A 17,853-nucleotide genomic window follows, 5' to 3' on the forward strand; every position below is an offset into this window, starting at 1 on the left:
GGCAAGGGCCCGATCGCGCTGCGGGTGCACCTGGGCACGCCCGGTGAGGCGCCCGGTTTCGACCTCACCGAGGCCGGCACCCAGAAGCGGCTGGCGGTGTGGCTGGTCGACGACCCGGCTCAGGTCCCCGGAATCGCCTCGCTCGGCCCGGACGCGCTGGATCTGGACTCCGACGCGCTGGCCAACCTGTTGTCCGGAAACACCGGCCGGATCAAGACCGTCATCACCGACCAGAAGGTGATCGCCGGCATCGGCAATGCCTACAGCGACGAGATCCTGCACGTCGCGCGGATCTCGCCGTTCGCCACGGCCGGCAAGCTGTCCGATCAGCAGCTCGCCGCCCTGCACGACGCGATGGTCTCGGTGCTCACCGACGCGGCCGGCCGATCCGTCGGCCAGGGCGCGGCCACCCTGAAGGGCGAGAAGCGTTCCGGGCTGCGGGTGCATGCGCGGACCGGTCTACCCTGCCCGGTATGCGGGGACACCGTGCGTGAAGTCTCGTTCGCGGACAAGTCCTTTCAGTACTGCCCGACGTGTCAGACCGGCGGGAAGGTGCTGGCCGACCGGCGGATGTCGCGTTTGCTGAAGTAGTCGCCGAGCCCGGACTTGACACCTGTCGATATGCTGCCCCGATGACTCGCCAGAAGATCCTCATCACCGGCGCCAGCTCCGGCCTGGGCGCCGGCATGGCGCGCGCGTTCGCCGCCAAGGGCCGCGACCTCGCCCTGTGCGCGCGGCGCACCGACCGGCTCGATGAGCTGAAAGCCGAGCTGTCGCAGCAGTATCCGGGCATCAACATCGCCGTCGCCGCGCTCGACGTCAACGACCACGAGGCCGTCCCCAAGGTGTTCGCCGAACTCAGCGACGAACTCGGGGGCATCGACCGCATCGTCGTCAACGCCGGCATCGGCAAGGGCGCAAAGCTGGGGTCCGGCAAGCTGTGGGCCAACAAGGCCACCATCGAGACCAATCTGGTCTCGGCGCTGGTGCAGATCGAGGCCGCGCTGGAGATGTTCAACAAGAACGGATCGGGGCACCTGGTGCTCATTTCGTCGGTGCTCGGCAACACCGGCGTCCCCGGTGTCAAGGCCGCGTACTGCGCGAGCAAGGCGGGGCTGACGTCTCTGGGTGAGTCGCTGCGCGCCGAGTACCCCAAGGGTCCAATCAGCGTCACCGTGATCGAGCCCGGTTACATCGAGTCGGAGATGACCGCCAAGTCGGGGAGCACAATGCTCATGGTGGACAACGAGACTGGCGTCAGGGCGCTGGTCGGTGCCATCGAGCGCGAACCCGGCCGGGCCGTGGTGCCGCGGTGGCCGTGGGCGCCGCTGGTGCAGTTGATGCGGGTGCTGCCGCCTGGGCTGACCAAGATGTTCGCCTGAGATTCAGCTGGTTCGCCCGCGTTCGCTGCGGTAGCGACGCACCAGGGCGTCGGTGGAGCTGTCCGACTGCGGGGCCGGCGAGCCGTCCGCGGTGATCACCGGAAGCAGGGCCTTGGCCTGGGTTTTACCCAGTTCCACGCCCCACTGGTCGAACGAGTCGATTCCCCAGATCACGCCCTCGGTGAAGACCTGGTGCTCATACAGCGCGATCAGCTGGCCCATGACCGACGGGGTGAGCCGGTCGGCCAGAATCGAGGTCGACGGCCGATTGCCGGGCATCACCTTGTGCGGCACGATCTCGGCGGGCGTGCCCTCGGCGGCGATCTCCTCGGCGGTCTTGCCGAACGCCAACACCTGGGTCTGGGCGAAGAAGTTGCTCATCAACAGGTCGTGCATGCTGCCGTCGCCTTCGGCGGTGGGCAGGTCGTCGAGGGGTTGGCTGAACCCGATGAAGTCGGCGGGCACCAGCCGGGTGCCCTGATGCAGCAATTGGTAGAACGCGTGCTGCCCGTTGGTTCCCGGTTCGCCCCAGAAGATTTCACCGGTGTCCGTGGTGACCGGGCTGCCGTCCGCGCGGGTCGACTTGCCGTTGGATTCCATGGTCAGCTGTTGCAGATAGGCCGCAAAGCGCGCCAGGTCATTGGAATACGGCAGCACGGCGCGCGATTGCGCGCCCATGAAGCTGGAGTACCACAGGCCGATAAGCCCAAGCAGCGCAGGCGCATTGGATTCCAGCGGTGCGGTCTTGAAATGCCGGTCCACGATGTGGAACCCGGATAGGAAGTCCGCAAAGGCTTCTCGGCCGATGACGGCCATCACCGACAGGCCGATCGCCGAGTCCACCGAGTAGCGGCCGCCAACCCAATCCCAGAACCCGAACATGTTGTCGGTGTTGATGCCGAAGTCGTCGACGAGGCGCTTGTTGGTGGAGACGGCGACGAAGTGCTGCGACACCGCGGCGTCGCCGAGGGCGTCGGTGATCCAGCGGCGGGCGGCCGTGGCGTTCGTCAGGGTTTCCAGCGTCGAGAACGTTTTCGACGCTACGATGAAAAGCGTTGTGGCGGGGTCCAAATCGGCCAGGGTGGCGATCAGGTCAGCCGGGTCGACATTGGAGACGAAGCGCGCCGAGATCCCCGCGTCCGCATAGTGGCGCAGCGCCTGGTAGACCATCACCGGGCCGAGGTCCGATCCGCCGATGCCGATGTTGACGACCGTGCTGATCCGTTTGCCGGTGGCTCCCGTCCATTCACCGCTGCGCAACCGGTCGGTGAATTCACCCATGGCGTCGAGCACCGAGTGCACCTCCGCGACGACGTTCTGGCCGTCGACGATCAGTTCGGCGTCCCGGGGCAGCCGCAGAGCGGTGTGCAGGACCGCACGATCCTCGGAGGTGTTGATGTGCACCCCGGCGAACATCTGGTCGCGCCGCTCTTCGAGATGGGCCGTGCGAGCCAGATCGACCAAGAGCCGCAGTGTTTCTCGCGTGATGCGGTGCTTGCTGTAGTCGATGTAGAGGTCGCCGACGGAGAGGACCAGCTCGCGGCCGCGGTCGGGATCGTCGTCGAAGAACTGGCGCAGATGGGTCCCGCCGATCTGTTCGTGATGCCTGCGCAGGGCGTCCCATGCCGGGGTGGCGGTGATGTCGGGGAGGGTGTGCACGGAGGTCATGCTTCGACCCTATGGGCTGTGACGTGACGGAGCCAGGTATAGCGGCGCGCTCTGCGCCGGACCGATACGCCGTCGCGGTCAGTGACCGAGCCGGCCCCTGCCCAAGCGCAGCAGCAGTATCGCCAGGTCCTTGCCCTCGGGGCCGAGTTCGCTGTAGCGCTCGATCACCTTCATCTCGCGGCTGTGGACCAGTCGGGTGCCACCCGAGGCCATCCGGGCCTTGCCGATCGCCTGGGACACTTGGGTGCGCCGCTGCACAGCGGCCAGAATCGCGGCGTCGAGCCGGTCGATCTCGTGACGCAACTCGTCTATGTCGGTGGGCACTTCAGTCGCCACCGTCTCGATGTTCATCTCCGCTGACTCCGCGTCTTCGTCGTGATGTGGGGGTTCTGGTCTCATGCAGTATCGGGCCTCACAAAAGACGAGCCCCGAGTGCCGGAAGCGGACCACGGGGCTCTGCGGAAGCAGTTAGACCACGGGCGCCGCGAACTGGTACCCGTAGGGAAATCGGCGGCGCCACTCCTGGGCCGAGGAGCGTCGCCGACACTGCACGTTGAGCACGGATCGAGTGTGCCACTAAAAACTGTGAACGCGCAAAAAATCCCGCTTAAGCTGCGCTTTTTGGACTCGGGTGCAATTGCCGGGCCGGCCGGATTCAGGTTCGGAAACCACGTCCCGACACGCCGGATTTCCGGTAGCGTCCGTGACGCCGTCGCGGCCCGCCGGGCCACTAGCCTGGTCTGATGCCGGGGCGCTGAAGCGTCAGTGGGCGGCGGTAAGTTTGGACTGACATGAGTGTGCACGTAACAGATGCCAAGCCGGCCTCCGAAGCAGAGCAACTGCTCGAGGGTCTCAATCCGCAACAGCGCCAAGCGGTGGTGCATGAGGGTTCGCCACTGCTGATCGTCGCGGGCGCGGGTTCGGGAAAGACCGCGGTGCTGACCCGCCGCATCGCCTACCTGATCGCCGAACGCGGGGTCGGCGTCGGGCAGGTGCTGGCCATCACCTTCACCAACAAGGCCGCCGCGGAGATGCGCGAACGGGTGGTGCGGCTGGTGGGCAACCGGGCCCGGGCCATGTGGGTGTCCACTTTCCACTCCACCTGCGTGCGCATCCTGCGCAACCAGGCATCCCTGATCGAGGGCCTCAACTCCAACTTCTCGATCTACGACGCCGACGACTCGCGGCGTCTGCTGCAGATGATCGGGCGCGACATGGGGCTCGACATCAAGCGCTACTCGCCGCGGCTGTTGGCCAACGCCATCTCCAACCTGAAGAACGAGCTGATCGACCCCGCCGGGGCGGTCGCCAACCTGACCGACGATTCCGACGAGTTGTCCCGCACGGTGGCCAGCGTCTACGGCGAATACCAGCGGCGGCTGCGGGCGGCCAACGCGCTGGACTTCGACGACCTGATCGGGGAGACCGTGGCGGTGCTGCGGGCCTTCCCGCAGATCGCCCAGCACTACCGGCGGCGGTTCCGCCACGTCCTGGTCGACGAGTACCAGGACACCAATCACGCGCAGTACGTGTTGGTGCGCGAACTGGCAGGGCGCGGCGGTGCGGCGGCGCCCGACAGCGACGAGGTCTCCGATGAGGTGCCGCCGGCGGAGCTGTGCGTGGTCGGCGACGCCGACCAGTCGATCTACGCGTTCCGTGGCGCCACCATCCGCAACATCGAGGACTTCGAACGCGACTACCCGGACGCGACAACCATTCTGCTGGAACAGAATTACCGGTCGACGCAAAACATCCTGTCGGCGGCGAACTCGGTGATCGCCCGCAATTCCGGGCGCCGGGACAAGCGGCTGTGGACCGCCGAGGGCGCCGGCGAGCTGATCGTGGGTTATGTCGCCGACAACGAGCACGACGAGGCCCGATTCGTCGCTGAGGAGATCGACGCGCTCGCCGAGAAGGGCGAGATCACCTACAACGACGTCGCCATCTTCTACCGCACCAACAACTCGTCGCGATCGTTCGAAGAGGTGTTCATCCGGGCCGGGATCCCCTACAAAGTCGTTGGGGGAGTCCGTTTTTACGAGCGCAAGGAGATCCGCGACATCGTCGCCTATCTGCGGGTGCTGGACAACCCCGGCGACGCGGTCAGCATGCGGCGCATCCTCAACACCCCGCGCCGGGGCATCGGCGATCGCGCCGAGGCGTGCGTGGCGGTGTATGCGGAGAACACCGGCGCCAGTTTCGCCGACGCGCTGGTCGCCGCCGCCGAAGGCAAAGTGCCGATGCTGAATTCGCGCGCGGAGAAGGCGATCGCCGGCTTCGTCGAGCTGCTGGACGAGCTGCGCGGCCGCCTCGACGACGACCTCGGCGATCTGGTCGAGTCGGTGCTCGAACGCACCGGATATCGCCGGGAACTGGAATCCTCCACCGATCCCCAAGAACTGGCGCGGTTGGACAACCTCAACGAACTCGTCAGCGTGGCACACGAATTCAGCACCGACCGGGCCAATGCCGCGGCACTGGGCGAGTCCTTGCAGACACCCGAAGACGAGGACGTACCGGATACCGGCGTGCTGGCGGAATTCCTGGAGCGGGTCTCGCTGGTCTCCGACAGCGACGAGATCCCCGAGGACGGCGCCGGCATGGTCACGCTGATGACGCTGCACACGGCCAAGGGCCTCGAATTCCCGGTGGTGTTCGTCACCGGCTGGGAGGACGGAATGTTCCCCCACATGCGGTCTTTGGACGACCCAGTCGAACTCTCCGAGGAGCGGCGGCTGGCCTACGTCGGGATCACCCGCGCCCGCCAGCGGCTCTATGTGAGCAGGGCCATCGTCCGGTCGTCCTGGGGACAGCCCATGCTCAACCCGGAATCGCGCTTCCTGCAAGAGATTCCGCAGGAACTGATCGAATGGCGGCGCACCGCACCCGCCCCGTCGTTCAGCGCGCCGGTGAGCGGCGCCGGCCGGTTCGGCACCCCACGGGCGGCCCCGACCCGTTCGGGGATGAGCAAGCGACCCCTACTGGTGCTCGAGCCCGGCGATCGGGTGACGCACGACAAGTACGGGCTGGGCCGCGTCGAGGAAGTGTCCGGCGTGGGCGAATCGGCCATGTCGCTCATCGACTTCGGCAGCTCGGGACGGGTGAAGCTGATGCACAACCACGCCCCGATCAGCAAGCTCTAGCCGCGACGGTCAGGCGTCCAGCCAGCGTTTGGTTTGCGGCAGCAGCACCAGCACGACCGTCGCGATCGGCAACAGGGGCAGCAGGTGCACCACCCATGCGACCCGCGCCCCGGCGATGAACACGCCGACGTAGGTGAGGACGGCCACCAGCGCGCCGGCCATCAGGAGGTAGCGGCTGAAGGGCCGGCGCTGCAGCAGCATGATCACGCCCGAGACCGTGGTGCCGGCGAAGACCAGGGCCAGGAACGCGACCGCGATGCAGAACAGGCGGTCGGTCCGCCACCAGCCGGCGATCAGGTCGGTGGCCACCACCGACGTCGCCCAGCCGCTGACGATGCTCACCGCGCACGCGGCGACGGCGGTCCGGTCGGTGGGTTCGAGGGCCGGCACCCCGGCGTAACCCGCGCGGCCCGCGCCGGCACCGACCCGGTAGGGCGGGGGCTGCGGGGCGAAATGGGTGGTGGGGCTGTCCGGCGTGGTGGGGATGGGCCCGGTCGGCGCACGTCGGATGATCCGTGTCCGTGAGTCGGAGGGCAGCTCGTGCTCCGGTGTGGGCTCGGGCGGACGCGGACCGGAAGATTCTTCGTTCGGCGCGGTCACCTCATCCAGCGTAGTTGCCGACGCTGAGACCACGCTTAGCAAGCCACGGCACCGGGTCGATCCGCTCGGTGCCACCCTGCAGGACCTCGAAGTGCAGGTGGGGGCCGGTGGAATTGCCGCGATTACCCATGGTGGCGATCTGGTCGCCGGCCATCACCCGCTCACCGACGCTGACCAGCGCGGTGTTGATGTGGCCGTAAAGGGTGACCGTGCCGTCGGCGTGGCGCAGCTTGACCAGCATGCCGTAGCCGCCGGCCGGGCCGGCGTCGATGACGACGCCGTCGGACACCGCATAGATCGGTGTCCCGATCGAGTTGGCCAGGTCGATGCCGGCGTGCAGCACGCCCCAGCGGTAGCCGAAGTTGGAGGTGAAGATGCCCTTCGTCGGCATCACGTAGAGCGGTTGCGACAGCCGTGCCTCGCGCTGAGCGCGGTCGTTGGCGAAGGCGACGCCCTTGGCCAGCTCCTGGTTGTGCAGCGCGGCGGTCGCCGCGGGCTCCGCCGCGATCACCTGGGGGCCGCGGACCGTATTGCTGCCGCCCGCGCTTCCGGTGAGTGCGGATGCGTTCGCGGTCAGCACCGCGTCGGTCTTGGGGGTGTCGGCGTGGCTGGTCGCGGTGTGCGCGGCCGCCGCGGCGGCGCCGGCGGCCATCGCCGAGATCAGCAGGCGGCCCCGGGCCGCACTGGTCGGTTGCTTGCGGTGCTGCCCGCCGCGGCGTGCGAGGCCGACGACGTCGGTGCCGTGCGGGCGATCGGGGCGCCGCTCGGTCCGCGGCTCGATGACCACCCGCGGCAGCACCTCGGTGACGGGAGCGGCCAGCCAGACCGGGCGCAGATCGTCGGCGTCGTGCAGGTCGTCGAGCTCGGGCGCCAGCAGCACCTGGGCTTCGTTGTCGAACGTCGAGTCGTTGCTGAAGTCCAAGTCGCGGAGATCGCCGGCGTCCTCGTTGAACTCGAAGTCGTCGAAGTCGAAACCGTCGAGCGGGAGGATTTCGGTGACTTCGGTGCGGTGCGGTGCGTCGGCCCACCGGGCGCCTGCCGCGCGACCTACCCGCACAACGCCTTCAGTTACGGCAGAAGACCGGGCAAAACGGTGTTGGGGCAACCTGAAATGTCCTCGTATCGTGACCATACCGTTATCTGGACCCTAGGAAGGTATCCGCTAACGCGCGGGACTGGCAACCTCGTTGCACAATCCGGGCGGAATTGTGATTTGGATCACGCGGACGGTCAACCCACAGCCCGTGAGCTGTGCCACATCGGCGGACGCGGCGGTCAAAGGCATTTGGGGGATGGATACAGTTCGTCCGTGCGAGTTGCCGAGTGCGGCACCGCCCACCAAGAGGCCTAGTAGTTGAGTCGAGCGAAGACAGAGAGTCCATGGACCTTTTCGAGTATCAAGCAAAAGAATTGTTCGCCAAGCACAACGTACCGACTACGCCGGGACGCGTGACCGACACCGCCGAGGGCGCTCGGGAGATCGCCACCGAGATCGGTCGCCCGGTGATGGTCAAAGCGCAGGTGAAGGTCGGCGGCCGCGGCAAGGCGGGTGGCGTCAAGTACGCGGCCACCCCCGAGGACGCCTACGAGCACGCCAAGAACATCCTCGGCCTGGACATCAAGGGCCACGTGGTCAAGAAGCTGCTGGTCGCCGAGGCCAGCGACATCGCCGAGGAGTACTACATCTCCTTCCTGCTCGACCGCGCCAACCGCACCTACCTGGCCATGTGCTCGGTCGAGGGCGGCATGGAAATCGAGGAGGTGGCCGCCACCAAGCCCGAGCGGCTGGCCAAGGTTCCGGTGGACGCCGTCAAGGGCGTCGACCTGGCGACCGCGCGTTCCATCGCCGAGCAGGGCCACCTGCCCGCCGAGGTGCTCGACGCCGCCGCGGTCACCATCAACAAGCTGTGGGAGGTCTTCGTCGCCGAGGACGCCACGCTGGTCGAGGTCAACCCGCTGGTGCGCGACCCCAAAGACCAGATCCTGGCCTTGGACGGCAAGGTCACGCTGGACGCCAACGCCGACTTCCGTCAGCCGGGCCACGCCGAGTTCGAGGACCGCGACGCGACCGACCCGCTCGAGCTCAAGGCCAAGGAGCACGACCTCAACTACGTCAAGCTGGACGGCTCCGTCGGCATCATCGGTAACGGTGCGGGCCTGGTCATGTCGACGCTGGACGTCGTCGCCTACGCGGGCGAGAAGCACGGCGGGGTCAAGCCGGCCAACTTCCTCGACATCGGCGGTGGCGCGTCGGCCGAGGTGATGGCCGCGGGCCTCGACGTCATCCTGAACGACAAGCAGGTCAAGAGCGTGTTCGTGAACGTCTTCGGCGGCATCACGTCCTGCGACGCCGTCGCCAACGGCATCGTGACCGCGCTGAACATGCTCGGTGACGAGGCCAACAAGCCGCTCGTGGTCCGGCTCGATGGCAACAACGTCGACGAAGGCCGCCGCATCCTGGCCCAAGCCAACCACCCGCTGGTGATCCAGGCCGAGACCATGGACGCCGGCGCCGACAAAGCCGCCGAGCTGGCGAACAAGTAAGGGACCCAAGCCATGTCGATCTTTTTGAACAAAGACTCCAAGGTCATCGTCCAGGGCATCACTGGTGGTGAGGGCACCAAGCACACCGCGCTGATGATGAAGGCCGGCACCCAGGTGGTGGGCGGCGTGAACGCCCGCAAGGCGGGCACCACCGTGTCGCACGTGGACCCCGTCGGCAAGGATGTCGAGCTCCCGGTGTTCGGCACCGTCGCGGAAGCGATCAAGGAGACCGGCGCCAACGTGTCGGTCGTGTTCGTGCCGCCGAAGTTCGCCAAGGACGCGATCATCGAGGCCATCGACGCCGAGATCCCGCTGCTGGTCGTCATCACCGAGGGAATCCCGGTGCAGGACAGCGCCTATGCGTGGGCCTACAACGTCGACAAGGGGCAGAAGACGCGCATCATCGGGCCGAACTGCCCCGGCATCATCACCCCGGGCGAGGCGCTGGCCGGCATCACCCCGGCGAACATCAGCGGCCCGGGCCCGGTCGGGCTGGTGTCCAAGTCGGGCACCCTGACCTACCAAATGATGTACGAGCTGCGCGATTTCGGCTTCTCCACCTCGATCGGCATCGGCGGTGACCCGGTGATCGGCACCACCCACATCGACGCCATCGAAGCCTTCGAGAAGGACCCCGACACCAAGGTCATCGTGATGATCGGTGAGATCGGCGGTGACGCCGAGGAGCGCGCGGCCGACTACATCAAGGCCAACGTGTCCAAGCCGGTCGTCGGCTACGTCGCGGGCTTCACCGCCCCGGAGGGCAAGACGATGGGCCACGCCGGCGCCATCGTGTCGGGCTCGTCGGGCACCGCGGCCGCCAAGAAGGAGGCCCTCGAGGCGGCCGGCGTCAAGGTCGGCAAGACGCCGTCGGAGACCGCGGCGCTCGCACGGGAGATCCTGCAGAGCCTGTAGTCAGGCGACGCGGGTCGCCAACCTGCGAAGGGCCCCGGATTTGGCCGGGGCCCGGCCCTCGGTAGATAGTGGGTCTATGAATCTCGACCCGAACACCCCCGTCATCGTCGGGGTGGGGCAGTTCACCGAGCGCATCGAGGACTCGGGCTACCGCGGAATGTCGTCGGTGGACTTGGCGACGGCCGCGGCGCAGGCCGCACTGCATGACACCGGCGCCGACGTCAGCGCCGTCGCGGCGGCCATCGACACCGTCGCCGCGACCCGGCAATTCGAGATCTCCGGGCGCACCCCCGCGCCGATGGGCAAGTCCAACAACTACCCACGGTCGGTGGCCAAGCGCATCGGTGCCGCGCCGGGCCGCGCCATCCTCGAGCCCATCGGCGGCCAGGGCCCTCAGCATCTGGTCACCGAGTTCGCCGGCGCCATCGCCTCCGGCGCGGCGGATGTCGTGATGATCTTCGGCTCCGAAAACACCTCGAGCATCCGGTATTTCGCCGACCGGGATAAGCCGGATCATTCCGAGACGGTCGAGGGTTCACTCGAGGACCGTGGCTTCGGCTACGACGGCCTGTTCGACGACTACACCGTCGCGCACGGCCTGATCGGCGCGCCGGCCCAGTACGGGCTGCTGGAGAACGCCCGCCGCGCCCGGCTGGGTCTGAGCGTCGCCGACTACCGGCGCCAGATGGGCGAGCTGTTCGCCCCGTTCACCAAGGTGGCGGCGAAGAACCCGTTCGCGTCATCCCCGGTGGAGCGCAGCGTCGACGAGCTCATCACCGTCACGGCGTCCAACCGGATGATCTGCGATCCCTACCCGCGGCTGCTGGTGGCCCGCGACCAGGTGAACCAGGGCGCGGCCGCGCTGCTGATGTCGGTGGCCGCCGCGCGGCGCCTCGGCGTGCCCGAGGAGCGCTGGGTGTACCTGCACGGCCACGCCGACATGGTGGACCAGCCGCTGCTGGACCGCGCCGACCTGACGTACAACTCGGCCTCGGTGCTGGCGGTCCAGGAGGCGCTCGCCGTGGCCGGTGTCGGCATCGACGACGTCTCCACCTTCGATCTCTACAGTTGCTTCCCGGTGCCGGTGTTCAACTTCTGCGACGGGACCCGGCTGGCCACCGACGATCCGCGTGGGCTGACGCTCACCGGTGGCCTGCCGTATTTCGGCGGGCCGGGCAACAACTACTCGCTGCACGGAATCGCCGAGACGGTCAGCGAAATGCGGGACCTGCCGGGTCAATTCGGCCTTGTCGCCGCCAACGGCGGGATCATGAGCAAGTACTCGGTCGGGGTGTACTCGACCACGCCGGTGCAGTGGAAGCCCGACAACAGCGCAGCCCTGCGCGCCGAGGTCGCCGCCCGCCCCAAGGTGCCGGTCACCGTCAAGGCCGACGGTCGAGCGAAGATCGAGACCTACACCGTGCGCTACGACTGGCCGGTGCACACCGGCATCATCATCGGCCGCCTCGACGCCGACGACAGCCGTTTCCTGGCCCTGACCGAGGACCCGGATCTCGTCGGGCTGCCCAGCGAGGGCGAGCCGCTCGGCGCGTCGATCGTGGTCCGGCCGACCGAGAAGGACAACCGGGCCGCGCTGGCCTGAGCGACCGTCTGCGCCGCCGCGACACTTAACCCTCGTACACGACACGCCGCTGAGCGTCGCAACGATTTAAGTCTCGGCGCGAGGCGCCGACGGGCCCAAGCTAGACGAGGGCGGCGAGCTTGCCGGCCAACCGCTCGACGTAGGCGGCGACCTCGTCCTCGGACTTGTCCGGCAGCCCGAACAGTACCTCGGTCACCCCGAGCTCGGCCCACTTGGCGAGTTTCTCGGGCACCGGCTTGAAGTCCAGCGCCACGATCTGCGGGGCGCCGTCGCGGCCCGCGGCCGCCCAGGTGTCCTGCAGCAACTTCACCGGCTCGTCGATGTCGAAGTCGCGGGGGGTCGTGATCCAGCCGTCGGCGCTGCGGGCGATCCACTTGAAGTTCTTCTCCGTGCCGGCCGCGCCGACCAGCACGGGGATGTGCGGCTGCACGGGCTTGGGCCAGGCCCAGCTGGGACCGAACTTGACGAACTCGCCGTCGTACTGGGCTTCCTCTTCGGTCCACAGCGCGCGCATCGCTTCGAGGTATTCGCGCAGCATGGTGCGGCGCCGGCCCGGTGGCACGTTGTGGTCGGCGAGTTCGTCGGTGTTCCAGCCGAACCCGACGCCCAGGCTGACCCGCCCGCCGGACAGGTGGTCAAGGGTGGCAATACTTTTCGCCAACGTGATCGGGTCGTGTTCGACCGGCAGGGCCACCGCGGTGGACAGCCGCACCCGCGAGGTGACCGCGCACGCCGCGCCCAGACTCACCCAGGGGTCTAGTGTCCGCATGTAGCGGTCGTCGGGCAGTGATTCGTCCCCGGTGGTGGGGTGAGCCGCCTCGCGCTTCACCGGAATGTGCGTGTGTTCTGGCACGTAGAAGGTCGTAAAGCCATGGTCGTCGGCGAGCTTCGCGGCCTTCGCCGGGGAGATGCCACGATCGCTGGTAAATAGCACAAGCCCGTAATCCATGCCGAGAATTAGAACGTGTTCTACCTCCGTTGAGCAAGCCGTCGTGACACGGACCGTCTCGCGAGCAGCTCGCGGGCCCGCCGGTGCGGGCGTCGCCGTCCAAGCCGGTGGCAACGGCACGGGGTACCGCACGTGCGCTAGCGTGGGTGATCGACCGCGTCGCTAACGCAGCGAGGCGCCTGGAAGCACAGCGTTGCACTGCAACTGTGGCGACCGCTAGGCAGTTCAAGGCACTGAAAGCAACAGGAGGAGCCATGACCTACTCTCCCGGAAGCCCGGGCTATCCGCCGGCGCAACCCGGCGGCGGCGCCTATGCGGGCGGCACACCGTCCTTCGCCAAGGACGACGACGGAACGAGCAAGCTGCCGTTCTACCTGAGCATCGCGGTGGTGGTCCTCGGTCTGGCCGCCTACCTCCTGAACTTCGGCCCCACCTTCACCATCGGCGCCGACCTCGGCCCGGGCATCGGCGGCCGCGCCGGTGACGCCGGCACCGCGGTCGTGGTTGCCCTGCTGGCGGCGCTGCTCGCCGGGCTCGGCCTGCTGCCGAAGGCCAAGAACTATGCGGGAGTCGTCGCGGTCATCGCGGTGCTGGGTGCCCTGCTCGCCATCACCGAGACGATCAACCTGCCCGCCGGTTTCTCGATCGGCTGGGCGATGTGGCCGCTGGTGGCGGCCGTGGTGCTGCAGGCGATCGCCGCCGTCGTCGTGGTGCTGCTGGACTCCGGGGTGATCACCGCCCCGGCGCCGCGGCCCAAGTACGACCCGTACGCGCAGTACGGCCAGTACGGGCAATACGGCCAGTACGGTCAGCAGCCCTACTACGGGCAGCAGCCGGGCGGCCAGCAGCACGGCGGGCAGCAGCAGTCACCGCAGGGATACGGTTCGCAGTACGGCGGCTACTCGCCGAGCGGGGCGCCCACCCAGAGTGGCCCTCCGACCGGCGGTTTCGGCGCTCAGCCGTCGCCGCAGTCGGGCCAGCAGCCGCCCGCGCAGCAGCAGGGCCCGTCCACGCCGCCCACCGGCTTCCCCAGCTTCAGCCCGCCGCCGAATGTCGGCGGATCGGACTCCGGCTCGGCGACCGCAAACTTCTCCGAGCAGGGTGGGGGCCAGCAGTTCGGCCACGAGCAGCAGCAGTCGCCGTCGTCACCGTCTGGGCCAGCGCCCTCCTAACGTGCGCTGTCGCGCCTAGTCGGGGACGTGCCCCAGAGTGACACGGGTGGAGGACAACCGGGCAGCAGGCGCTCGCCAGGCGCGTGACCTCGTCAGGGTCGCGTTCGCCCCGGCCGTGGTGGCGTTGGTCATCATCGCCGCGGTCACGCTGATCCAGTTGTTGATCGCCAACAGCGACATGACCGGCGCGCTGGGCGCCATCGCCAGCATGTGGCTGGGCGTGCACCAGGTCCCGGTCTCCATCGGCGGCCGCGTGCTGGGGGTGATGCCGCTGCTGCCGGTCCTGCTGATGGTCTGGGCCACCGCGCGCAGCACGGCCCGGGCGACCACGCCCTACTCCTCCTGGCTGGTCATCCGCTGGGTCGTCGCCTCGGCGCTGGGCGGTCCGTTGTTCATGACGGCGATCGCGCTGGCGGTCATCCACGACGCGTCCTCGGTGATCACCGAGCTGCAAACGCCCAGCGCGCTACGCGCGTTCCTCAGCGTGCTCGTGGTGCACGGCGCCGGCGCCGGGATCGGCGTGTGGTCCAGGGTGGGCCCGCGCGCGCTGGCGGCGGCGTCGCTGCCGTTCTGGCTGGGCGATTCCCTGCGCGCCGCCGCGGCCGGCGTATTGGCGTTGCTCGGCCTGTCCGGCCTGGTGACGGCCGGCTCGCTGGTGGTGCACTGGTCGACCATGCAGGAGCTCTACGGCATCACCGATTCGATCTTCGGCGAGTTGAGCCTCACCCTGCTGTCAATGCTCTACGCGCCCAACGTCATTGTGGGCACCGCTGCCATGGCGGTGGGCTCCAGCGCGCACATCGGATTCGCCACCTTCAGTTCGTTCACCGTGTTCGGCGGTGACATCCCGGCCGTGCCCGTCCTGGCCGCGGTCCCCAGGCCGCCGTTGGGGCCGGTGTGGGTGGCGCTGCTCATCATCGGCGCGGCGTCCGGTGTGGCGGTCGGTCAGCAATGCGCCCGGCGCGCGCTGCCGCTGCTTGCGGCCGGCGCCAAGCTGCTGATCGCCGCGGTCGCCGGCGCGCTGGTGATGTCCTTGCTGGCGTACGCCGGCAGCGGCCAGCTGGGCAACTTCGGCCACGTCGGCGTGGATCAGGGCGCGTTGCTCGAGGGCGTCTTCTTCTGGTTCGCCGTCGTCGGCGGGGTCACGGTGGTGATGAGCGGCGGAATCAGCCGCCGTCCCCGGCGGCCCAAGGCCAAGCCCGCACCCGTTGCGGCCGAAGAACCCGCCGACTTCGCGGGCGCTTTCGACGACGATCGGCCGACCGAGGAGGAGGAGATGCCGGCGGAGCCGGGCGAGGCCCCCGACGCCGCTGCGGACGACGCCGACGAACACGAGCCGCCTTCCACCCACGACGCCGACGAACACGAGCCGCCGGCCACCGACGACGCGCCACCGCCGGGCGACCCCGAGGACGAAGCGACCGAGCGAGAATCCGGGCACTGACCGTTTTGCCCGCCTCTGAGCGACAACCCCGGTCGTCGCCAGTGGGGCATCGTGAATGTCGCGCAGAGGCGGGCAATCCTGATGCCGCCAGCCCGATCGTCGGACGCACGGCGTCGGCGGGCTAGGCTCGCCGATGTGGTCGAACCGCTCCATGTGCCCCCGAACGCACCGGCACGGGTGGTGGTACTGGCGTCGGGCACCGGGTCGCTGCTGAATTCACTGTTGACTTCCGCCGCCGCGGATTACCCGGCCCGGGTGGTCGCCGTCGGCGCCGACCGCGACTGCCTAGCCACCGAGATCGCCGCGGCCGCTTCCGTGCCCGCCTTCACCGTCCGCCTCGGCGAGTACCCGGACCGCGACGCCTGGGACGCGGCCATCACCGAGGCCACCGTCGCGCACTCGCCCGACCTGGTGGTGTCCGCGGGGTTCATGAAAATCCTTGGGCCGCAATTCCTCTCGCGGTTCTATGGCCGCGTCATCAACACCCATCCGGCGCTGTTGCCGGCGTTTCCGGGTGCGCACGGGGTGGCCGACGCGTTGGCCTACGGAGTGAAGGTCACAGGCTGTACGGTGCACCTGGTGGACGCCGGGACGGACACCGGGCCGATTCTGGCGCAGGAATCCGTTCCGGTGCTCGACGGCGACACCGAAGAGACCCTGCACGAACGCATCAAGGTCACTGAACGGAAGCTACTGGTGGACGTGGTGGCCGCGATCGCAACAGGCGGCCTGACCCTGGTCGGGAGAAAAGCGACGATCGGACGAAAGGCGACGAACCGATGAGCACCGACGACTGGCGCGAAGACGCCAAACGGCCGATCCGGCGCGCCTTGATCAGCGTGTACGACAAGACCGGGCTCATCGACCTCGCCCAGGGGTTGGCGGCCGCGGGCGTCGAGATCGTCTCGACCGGATCCACCGCGAAGGTCATTGCCGACAAAGACATTCCGGTGACCCGGGTCGAGGAGCTGACCGGTTTCCCCGAGGTGCTCGACGGCCGGGTCAAGACCCTGCATCCGCGCGTGCACGCTGGCCTGCTGGCGGACCTTCGCAAACCCGAGCACGCCGCCGCGCTCGAGGAGCTCGGGATCGCGGCGTTCGAGCTCGTCGTCGTCAACCTGTATCCGTTCACCGAGACGGTCGACTCCGGGGCCAGCATCGACGAATGCGTCGAGCAGATCGACATCGGCGGCCCGTCGATGGTGCGCGCCGCGGCCAAGAACCATCCGAGCGTGGCGGTGATCGTCGACCCACTGGGCTACGACGGCGTGCTCGCCGCGGTACGCGCGGGCGGGTTTAGCCTCGCCGAGCGCAAAAAGCTGGCGGCGCTTGCCTTTCAGCACACCGCCGAATACGACATCGCGGTCGCGAGCTGGATGGAGTCGACGCTGGCTCCCGAACATCCGCCGACGACGTTCCCGAAGTGGCTGGGCCGCAACTGGCGCCGCTCGACGATGCTGCGCTACGGCGAGAACCCGCACCAGCAGGCGGCGCTGTACAGCGACCCCGGCGCCTGGCCCGGACTGGCGCAGGCCGAGCAGCTGCACGGAAAAGAGATGTCCTACAACAACTTCACCGATGCGGACGCGGCCTGGCGGGCCGCCTTCGATCACGAGCAGACCTGCGTCGCAATCATCAAGCACGCCAATCCATGTGGGATCGCCATCTCCTCGGAATCGGTCGCCGACGCGCATCGCAAGGCGCACGAATGCGATCCGTTGAGCGCCTTCGGCGGGGTCATCGCGTCCAACACCGAAGTCAGCCTGGAGATGGCCGAATACGTCAGCACCATCTTCACCGAGGTCATCGTCGCGCCTGCCTACGAGCCCGCCGCCCTCGAGGCGTTGACCCGCAAGAAGAACATCCGGGTGCTGGTGGCCTCGGAGCCGCTGACCGGCGGCACCGAGCTGCGGCCGATCAGCGGCGGACTGTTGGTCCAGCAGCGCGACGAGCTCGACGCGCACGGCGACAACCCCGCTAATTGGACGCTGGCCGCCGGCTCACCCGCCGATCCTTCGACGCTGGCCGACCTGGTGTTCGCCTGGCGCGTGTGCCGCGCCGTCAAATCGAACGCGATCGTGATCGCCGGCGGCGGCGCGACCATCGGCGTCGGCATGGGCCAGGTGAACCGGGTCGACGCGGCGCGGCTGGCGGTCGAACGGGGCGGCGATCGGGTGCGCGGCGCCGTCGCCGCCTCCGACGCGTTCTTCCCGTTCCCCGACGGGCTCGAGACGCTGACCGGCGCCGGGGTGAAGGCGATCGTGCACCCCGGCGGATCGGTGCGCGACGACGAGGTGACCGCGGCGGCCGCCAGCGCCGGCATTTCGCTGTATCTCACCGGGGCGCGTCACTTCGCGCACTAGCCACGGTGTGCGCGCGACGCCCGTGTCAATAAGCGTCTAGTGAACGCCCTTGGCATGACTCGTGTGAGCC

At 68.4% G+C, this 17,853-nt stretch carries 15 protein-coding genes; 10 read left to right on the forward strand and 5 right to left on the reverse strand.

Annotation, left to right across the window (positions count from 1 at the left end; genetic code table 11):
* Positions 1–132: 132 nt before the first annotated feature.
* Complete coding sequence (locus DQP57_RS27150) at positions 133–591, forward strand: zinc finger domain-containing protein (protein WP_240631726.1); 459 nt, start codon at positions 133–135, stop codon at positions 589–591.
* A gap of 41 nt (positions 592–632) precedes the next feature.
* On the forward strand, positions 633–1,382 hold the full coding sequence (locus tag DQP57_RS10055; RefSeq protein ID WP_112632829.1) for an SDR family oxidoreductase: 750 nt from the start codon (positions 633–635) through the stop codon (positions 1,380–1,382).
* 3 nt (positions 1,383–1,385) lie between these two features.
* Here DQP57_RS10055 and pgi read toward each other — a convergent pair whose 3' ends face one another.
* Positions 1,386–3,050, reverse strand: a complete 1,665-nt coding sequence (pgi, locus tag DQP57_RS10060; RefSeq protein ID WP_112632830.1) for a glucose-6-phosphate isomerase — start codon at positions 3,048–3,050, stop codon at positions 1,386–1,388.
* Between the two features lie 78 nt (positions 3,051–3,128).
* Complete coding sequence (locus DQP57_RS10065) at positions 3,129–3,449, reverse strand: chorismate mutase (protein WP_112632831.1); 321 nt, start codon at positions 3,447–3,449, stop codon at positions 3,129–3,131.
* A 392-nt stretch (positions 3,450–3,841) separates the two neighbouring features.
* Between DQP57_RS10065 and pcrA the strand changes: the two genes are divergently transcribed.
* Positions 3,842–6,193, forward strand: coding sequence for a DNA helicase PcrA (pcrA, locus tag DQP57_RS10070; protein WP_112632832.1), 2,352 nt, complete (start codon positions 3,842–3,844; stop codon positions 6,191–6,193).
* 9 nt (positions 6,194–6,202) lie between these two features.
* Here pcrA and DQP57_RS26990 read toward each other — a convergent pair whose 3' ends face one another.
* A complete protein-coding gene (locus DQP57_RS26990) occupies positions 6,203–6,793 on the reverse strand; it encodes a hypothetical protein (protein WP_205869084.1) in 591 nt (196 codons plus the stop codon).
* A 1-nt stretch (position 6,794) separates the two neighbouring features.
* A complete protein-coding gene (locus tag DQP57_RS10080) occupies positions 6,795–7,850 on the reverse strand; it encodes a M23 family metallopeptidase (RefSeq protein WP_112632833.1) in 1,056 nt (351 codons plus the stop codon).
* A 323-nt stretch (positions 7,851–8,173) separates the two neighbouring features.
* Here DQP57_RS10080 and sucC point away from each other — a divergent pair, with 323 nt between their 5' ends.
* The 3 genes from sucC (at position 8,174) to DQP57_RS10095 (ending at position 11,855) form a co-directional block, all read left to right on the forward strand.
* Positions 8,174–9,337, forward strand: coding sequence for an ADP-forming succinate--CoA ligase subunit beta (gene sucC / locus DQP57_RS10085; protein ID WP_066866701.1), 1,164 nt, complete (start codon positions 8,174–8,176; stop codon positions 9,335–9,337).
* A 12-nt stretch (positions 9,338–9,349) separates the two neighbouring features.
* Positions 9,350–10,252, forward strand: a complete 903-nt coding sequence (sucD, locus tag DQP57_RS10090) for a succinate--CoA ligase subunit alpha (RefSeq protein WP_067258186.1) — start codon at positions 9,350–9,352, stop codon at positions 10,250–10,252.
* A gap of 76 nt (positions 10,253–10,328) precedes the next feature.
* Positions 10,329–11,855 (forward strand): acetyl-CoA acetyltransferase, encoded by a 1,527-nt coding sequence (locus DQP57_RS10095; protein ID WP_112632834.1) that lies wholly within the window; start codon positions 10,329–10,331, stop codon positions 11,853–11,855.
* 100 nt (positions 11,856–11,955) lie between these two features.
* Here the strand turns inward: DQP57_RS10095 and DQP57_RS10100 are convergent, their stop codons facing one another.
* Positions 11,956–12,804, reverse strand: coding sequence for an LLM class F420-dependent oxidoreductase (locus DQP57_RS10100; protein ID WP_112632835.1), 849 nt, complete (start codon positions 12,802–12,804; stop codon positions 11,956–11,958).
* Between the two features lie 254 nt (positions 12,805–13,058).
* On the opposite strand from DQP57_RS10100, the gene DQP57_RS10105 reads away from it, so the two are divergent.
* The 4 genes from DQP57_RS10105 to purH all read left to right on the forward strand — a co-directional run bounded on the left by DQP57_RS10105 (position 13,059) and on the right by purH (position 17,783).
* Complete coding sequence (locus DQP57_RS10105) at positions 13,059–13,976, forward strand: DUF5336 domain-containing protein (RefSeq protein WP_112632836.1); 918 nt, start codon at positions 13,059–13,061, stop codon at positions 13,974–13,976.
* A gap of 46 nt (positions 13,977–14,022) precedes the next feature.
* Positions 14,023–15,420, forward strand: a complete 1,398-nt coding sequence (locus DQP57_RS10110) for a cell division protein PerM (protein ID WP_112632837.1) — start codon at positions 14,023–14,025, stop codon at positions 15,418–15,420.
* 135 nt (positions 15,421–15,555) lie between these two features.
* Positions 15,556–16,203, forward strand: a complete 648-nt coding sequence (gene purN / locus DQP57_RS10115; protein WP_112632838.1) for a phosphoribosylglycinamide formyltransferase — start codon at positions 15,556–15,558, stop codon at positions 16,201–16,203.
* Positions 16,200–17,783 carry a bifunctional phosphoribosylaminoimidazolecarboxamide formyltransferase/IMP cyclohydrolase gene (gene purH / locus DQP57_RS10120; RefSeq protein ID WP_112632839.1) on the forward strand — a complete coding sequence of 528 codons (1,584 nt, stop codon included), beginning with the start codon at positions 16,200–16,202 and terminating at the stop codon, positions 17,781–17,783. Before purN ends, purH begins: the two co-directional genes overlap by 4 nt.
* The last annotated feature ends 70 nt before the right edge of the window (positions 17,784–17,853 follow it).

The organism is Mycobacterium colombiense, assembly GCF_003284935.1.
GTDB classification, from domain to species: Bacteria; Actinomycetota; Actinomycetes; order Mycobacteriales; family Mycobacteriaceae; genus Mycobacterium; species Mycobacterium arosiense_A.

What these genes read in the sequence shown, in the direction of transcription:
- sucC (WP_066866701.1), top strand. Translation starts at nt 8,174, where the DNA reads ATGGACCTTTTCGAGTATCAAGCAAAAGAATTGTTCGCCAAGCACAAC.
- DQP57_RS10065 (WP_112632831.1), bottom strand. Translation starts at nt 3,449, where the DNA reads ATGAGACCAGAACCCCCACATCACGACGAAGACGCGGAGTCAGCGGAG.
- DQP57_RS10055 (WP_112632829.1), top strand. Translation starts at nt 633, where the DNA reads ATGACTCGCCAGAAGATCCTCATCACCGGCGCCAGCTCCGGCCTGGGC.
- DQP57_RS10105 (WP_112632836.1), top strand. Translation starts at nt 13,059, where the DNA reads ATGACCTACTCTCCCGGAAGCCCGGGCTATCCGCCGGCGCAACCCGGC.
- DQP57_RS10095 (WP_112632834.1), top strand. Translation starts at nt 10,329, where the DNA reads ATGAATCTCGACCCGAACACCCCCGTCATCGTCGGGGTGGGGCAGTTC.
- pcrA (WP_112632832.1), top strand. Translation starts at nt 3,842, where the DNA reads ATGAGTGTGCACGTAACAGATGCCAAGCCGGCCTCCGAAGCAGAGCAA.
- sucD (WP_067258186.1), top strand. Translation starts at nt 9,350, where the DNA reads ATGTCGATCTTTTTGAACAAAGACTCCAAGGTCATCGTCCAGGGCATC.
- DQP57_RS10100 (WP_112632835.1), bottom strand. Translation starts at nt 12,804, where the DNA reads ATGGATTACGGGCTTGTGCTATTTACCAGCGATCGTGGCATCTCCCCG.
- purH (WP_112632839.1), top strand. Translation starts at nt 16,200, where the DNA reads ATGAGCACCGACGACTGGCGCGAAGACGCCAAACGGCCGATCCGGCGC.
- pgi (WP_112632830.1), bottom strand. Translation starts at nt 3,050, where the DNA reads ATGACCTCCGTGCACACCCTCCCCGACATCACCGCCACCCCGGCATGG.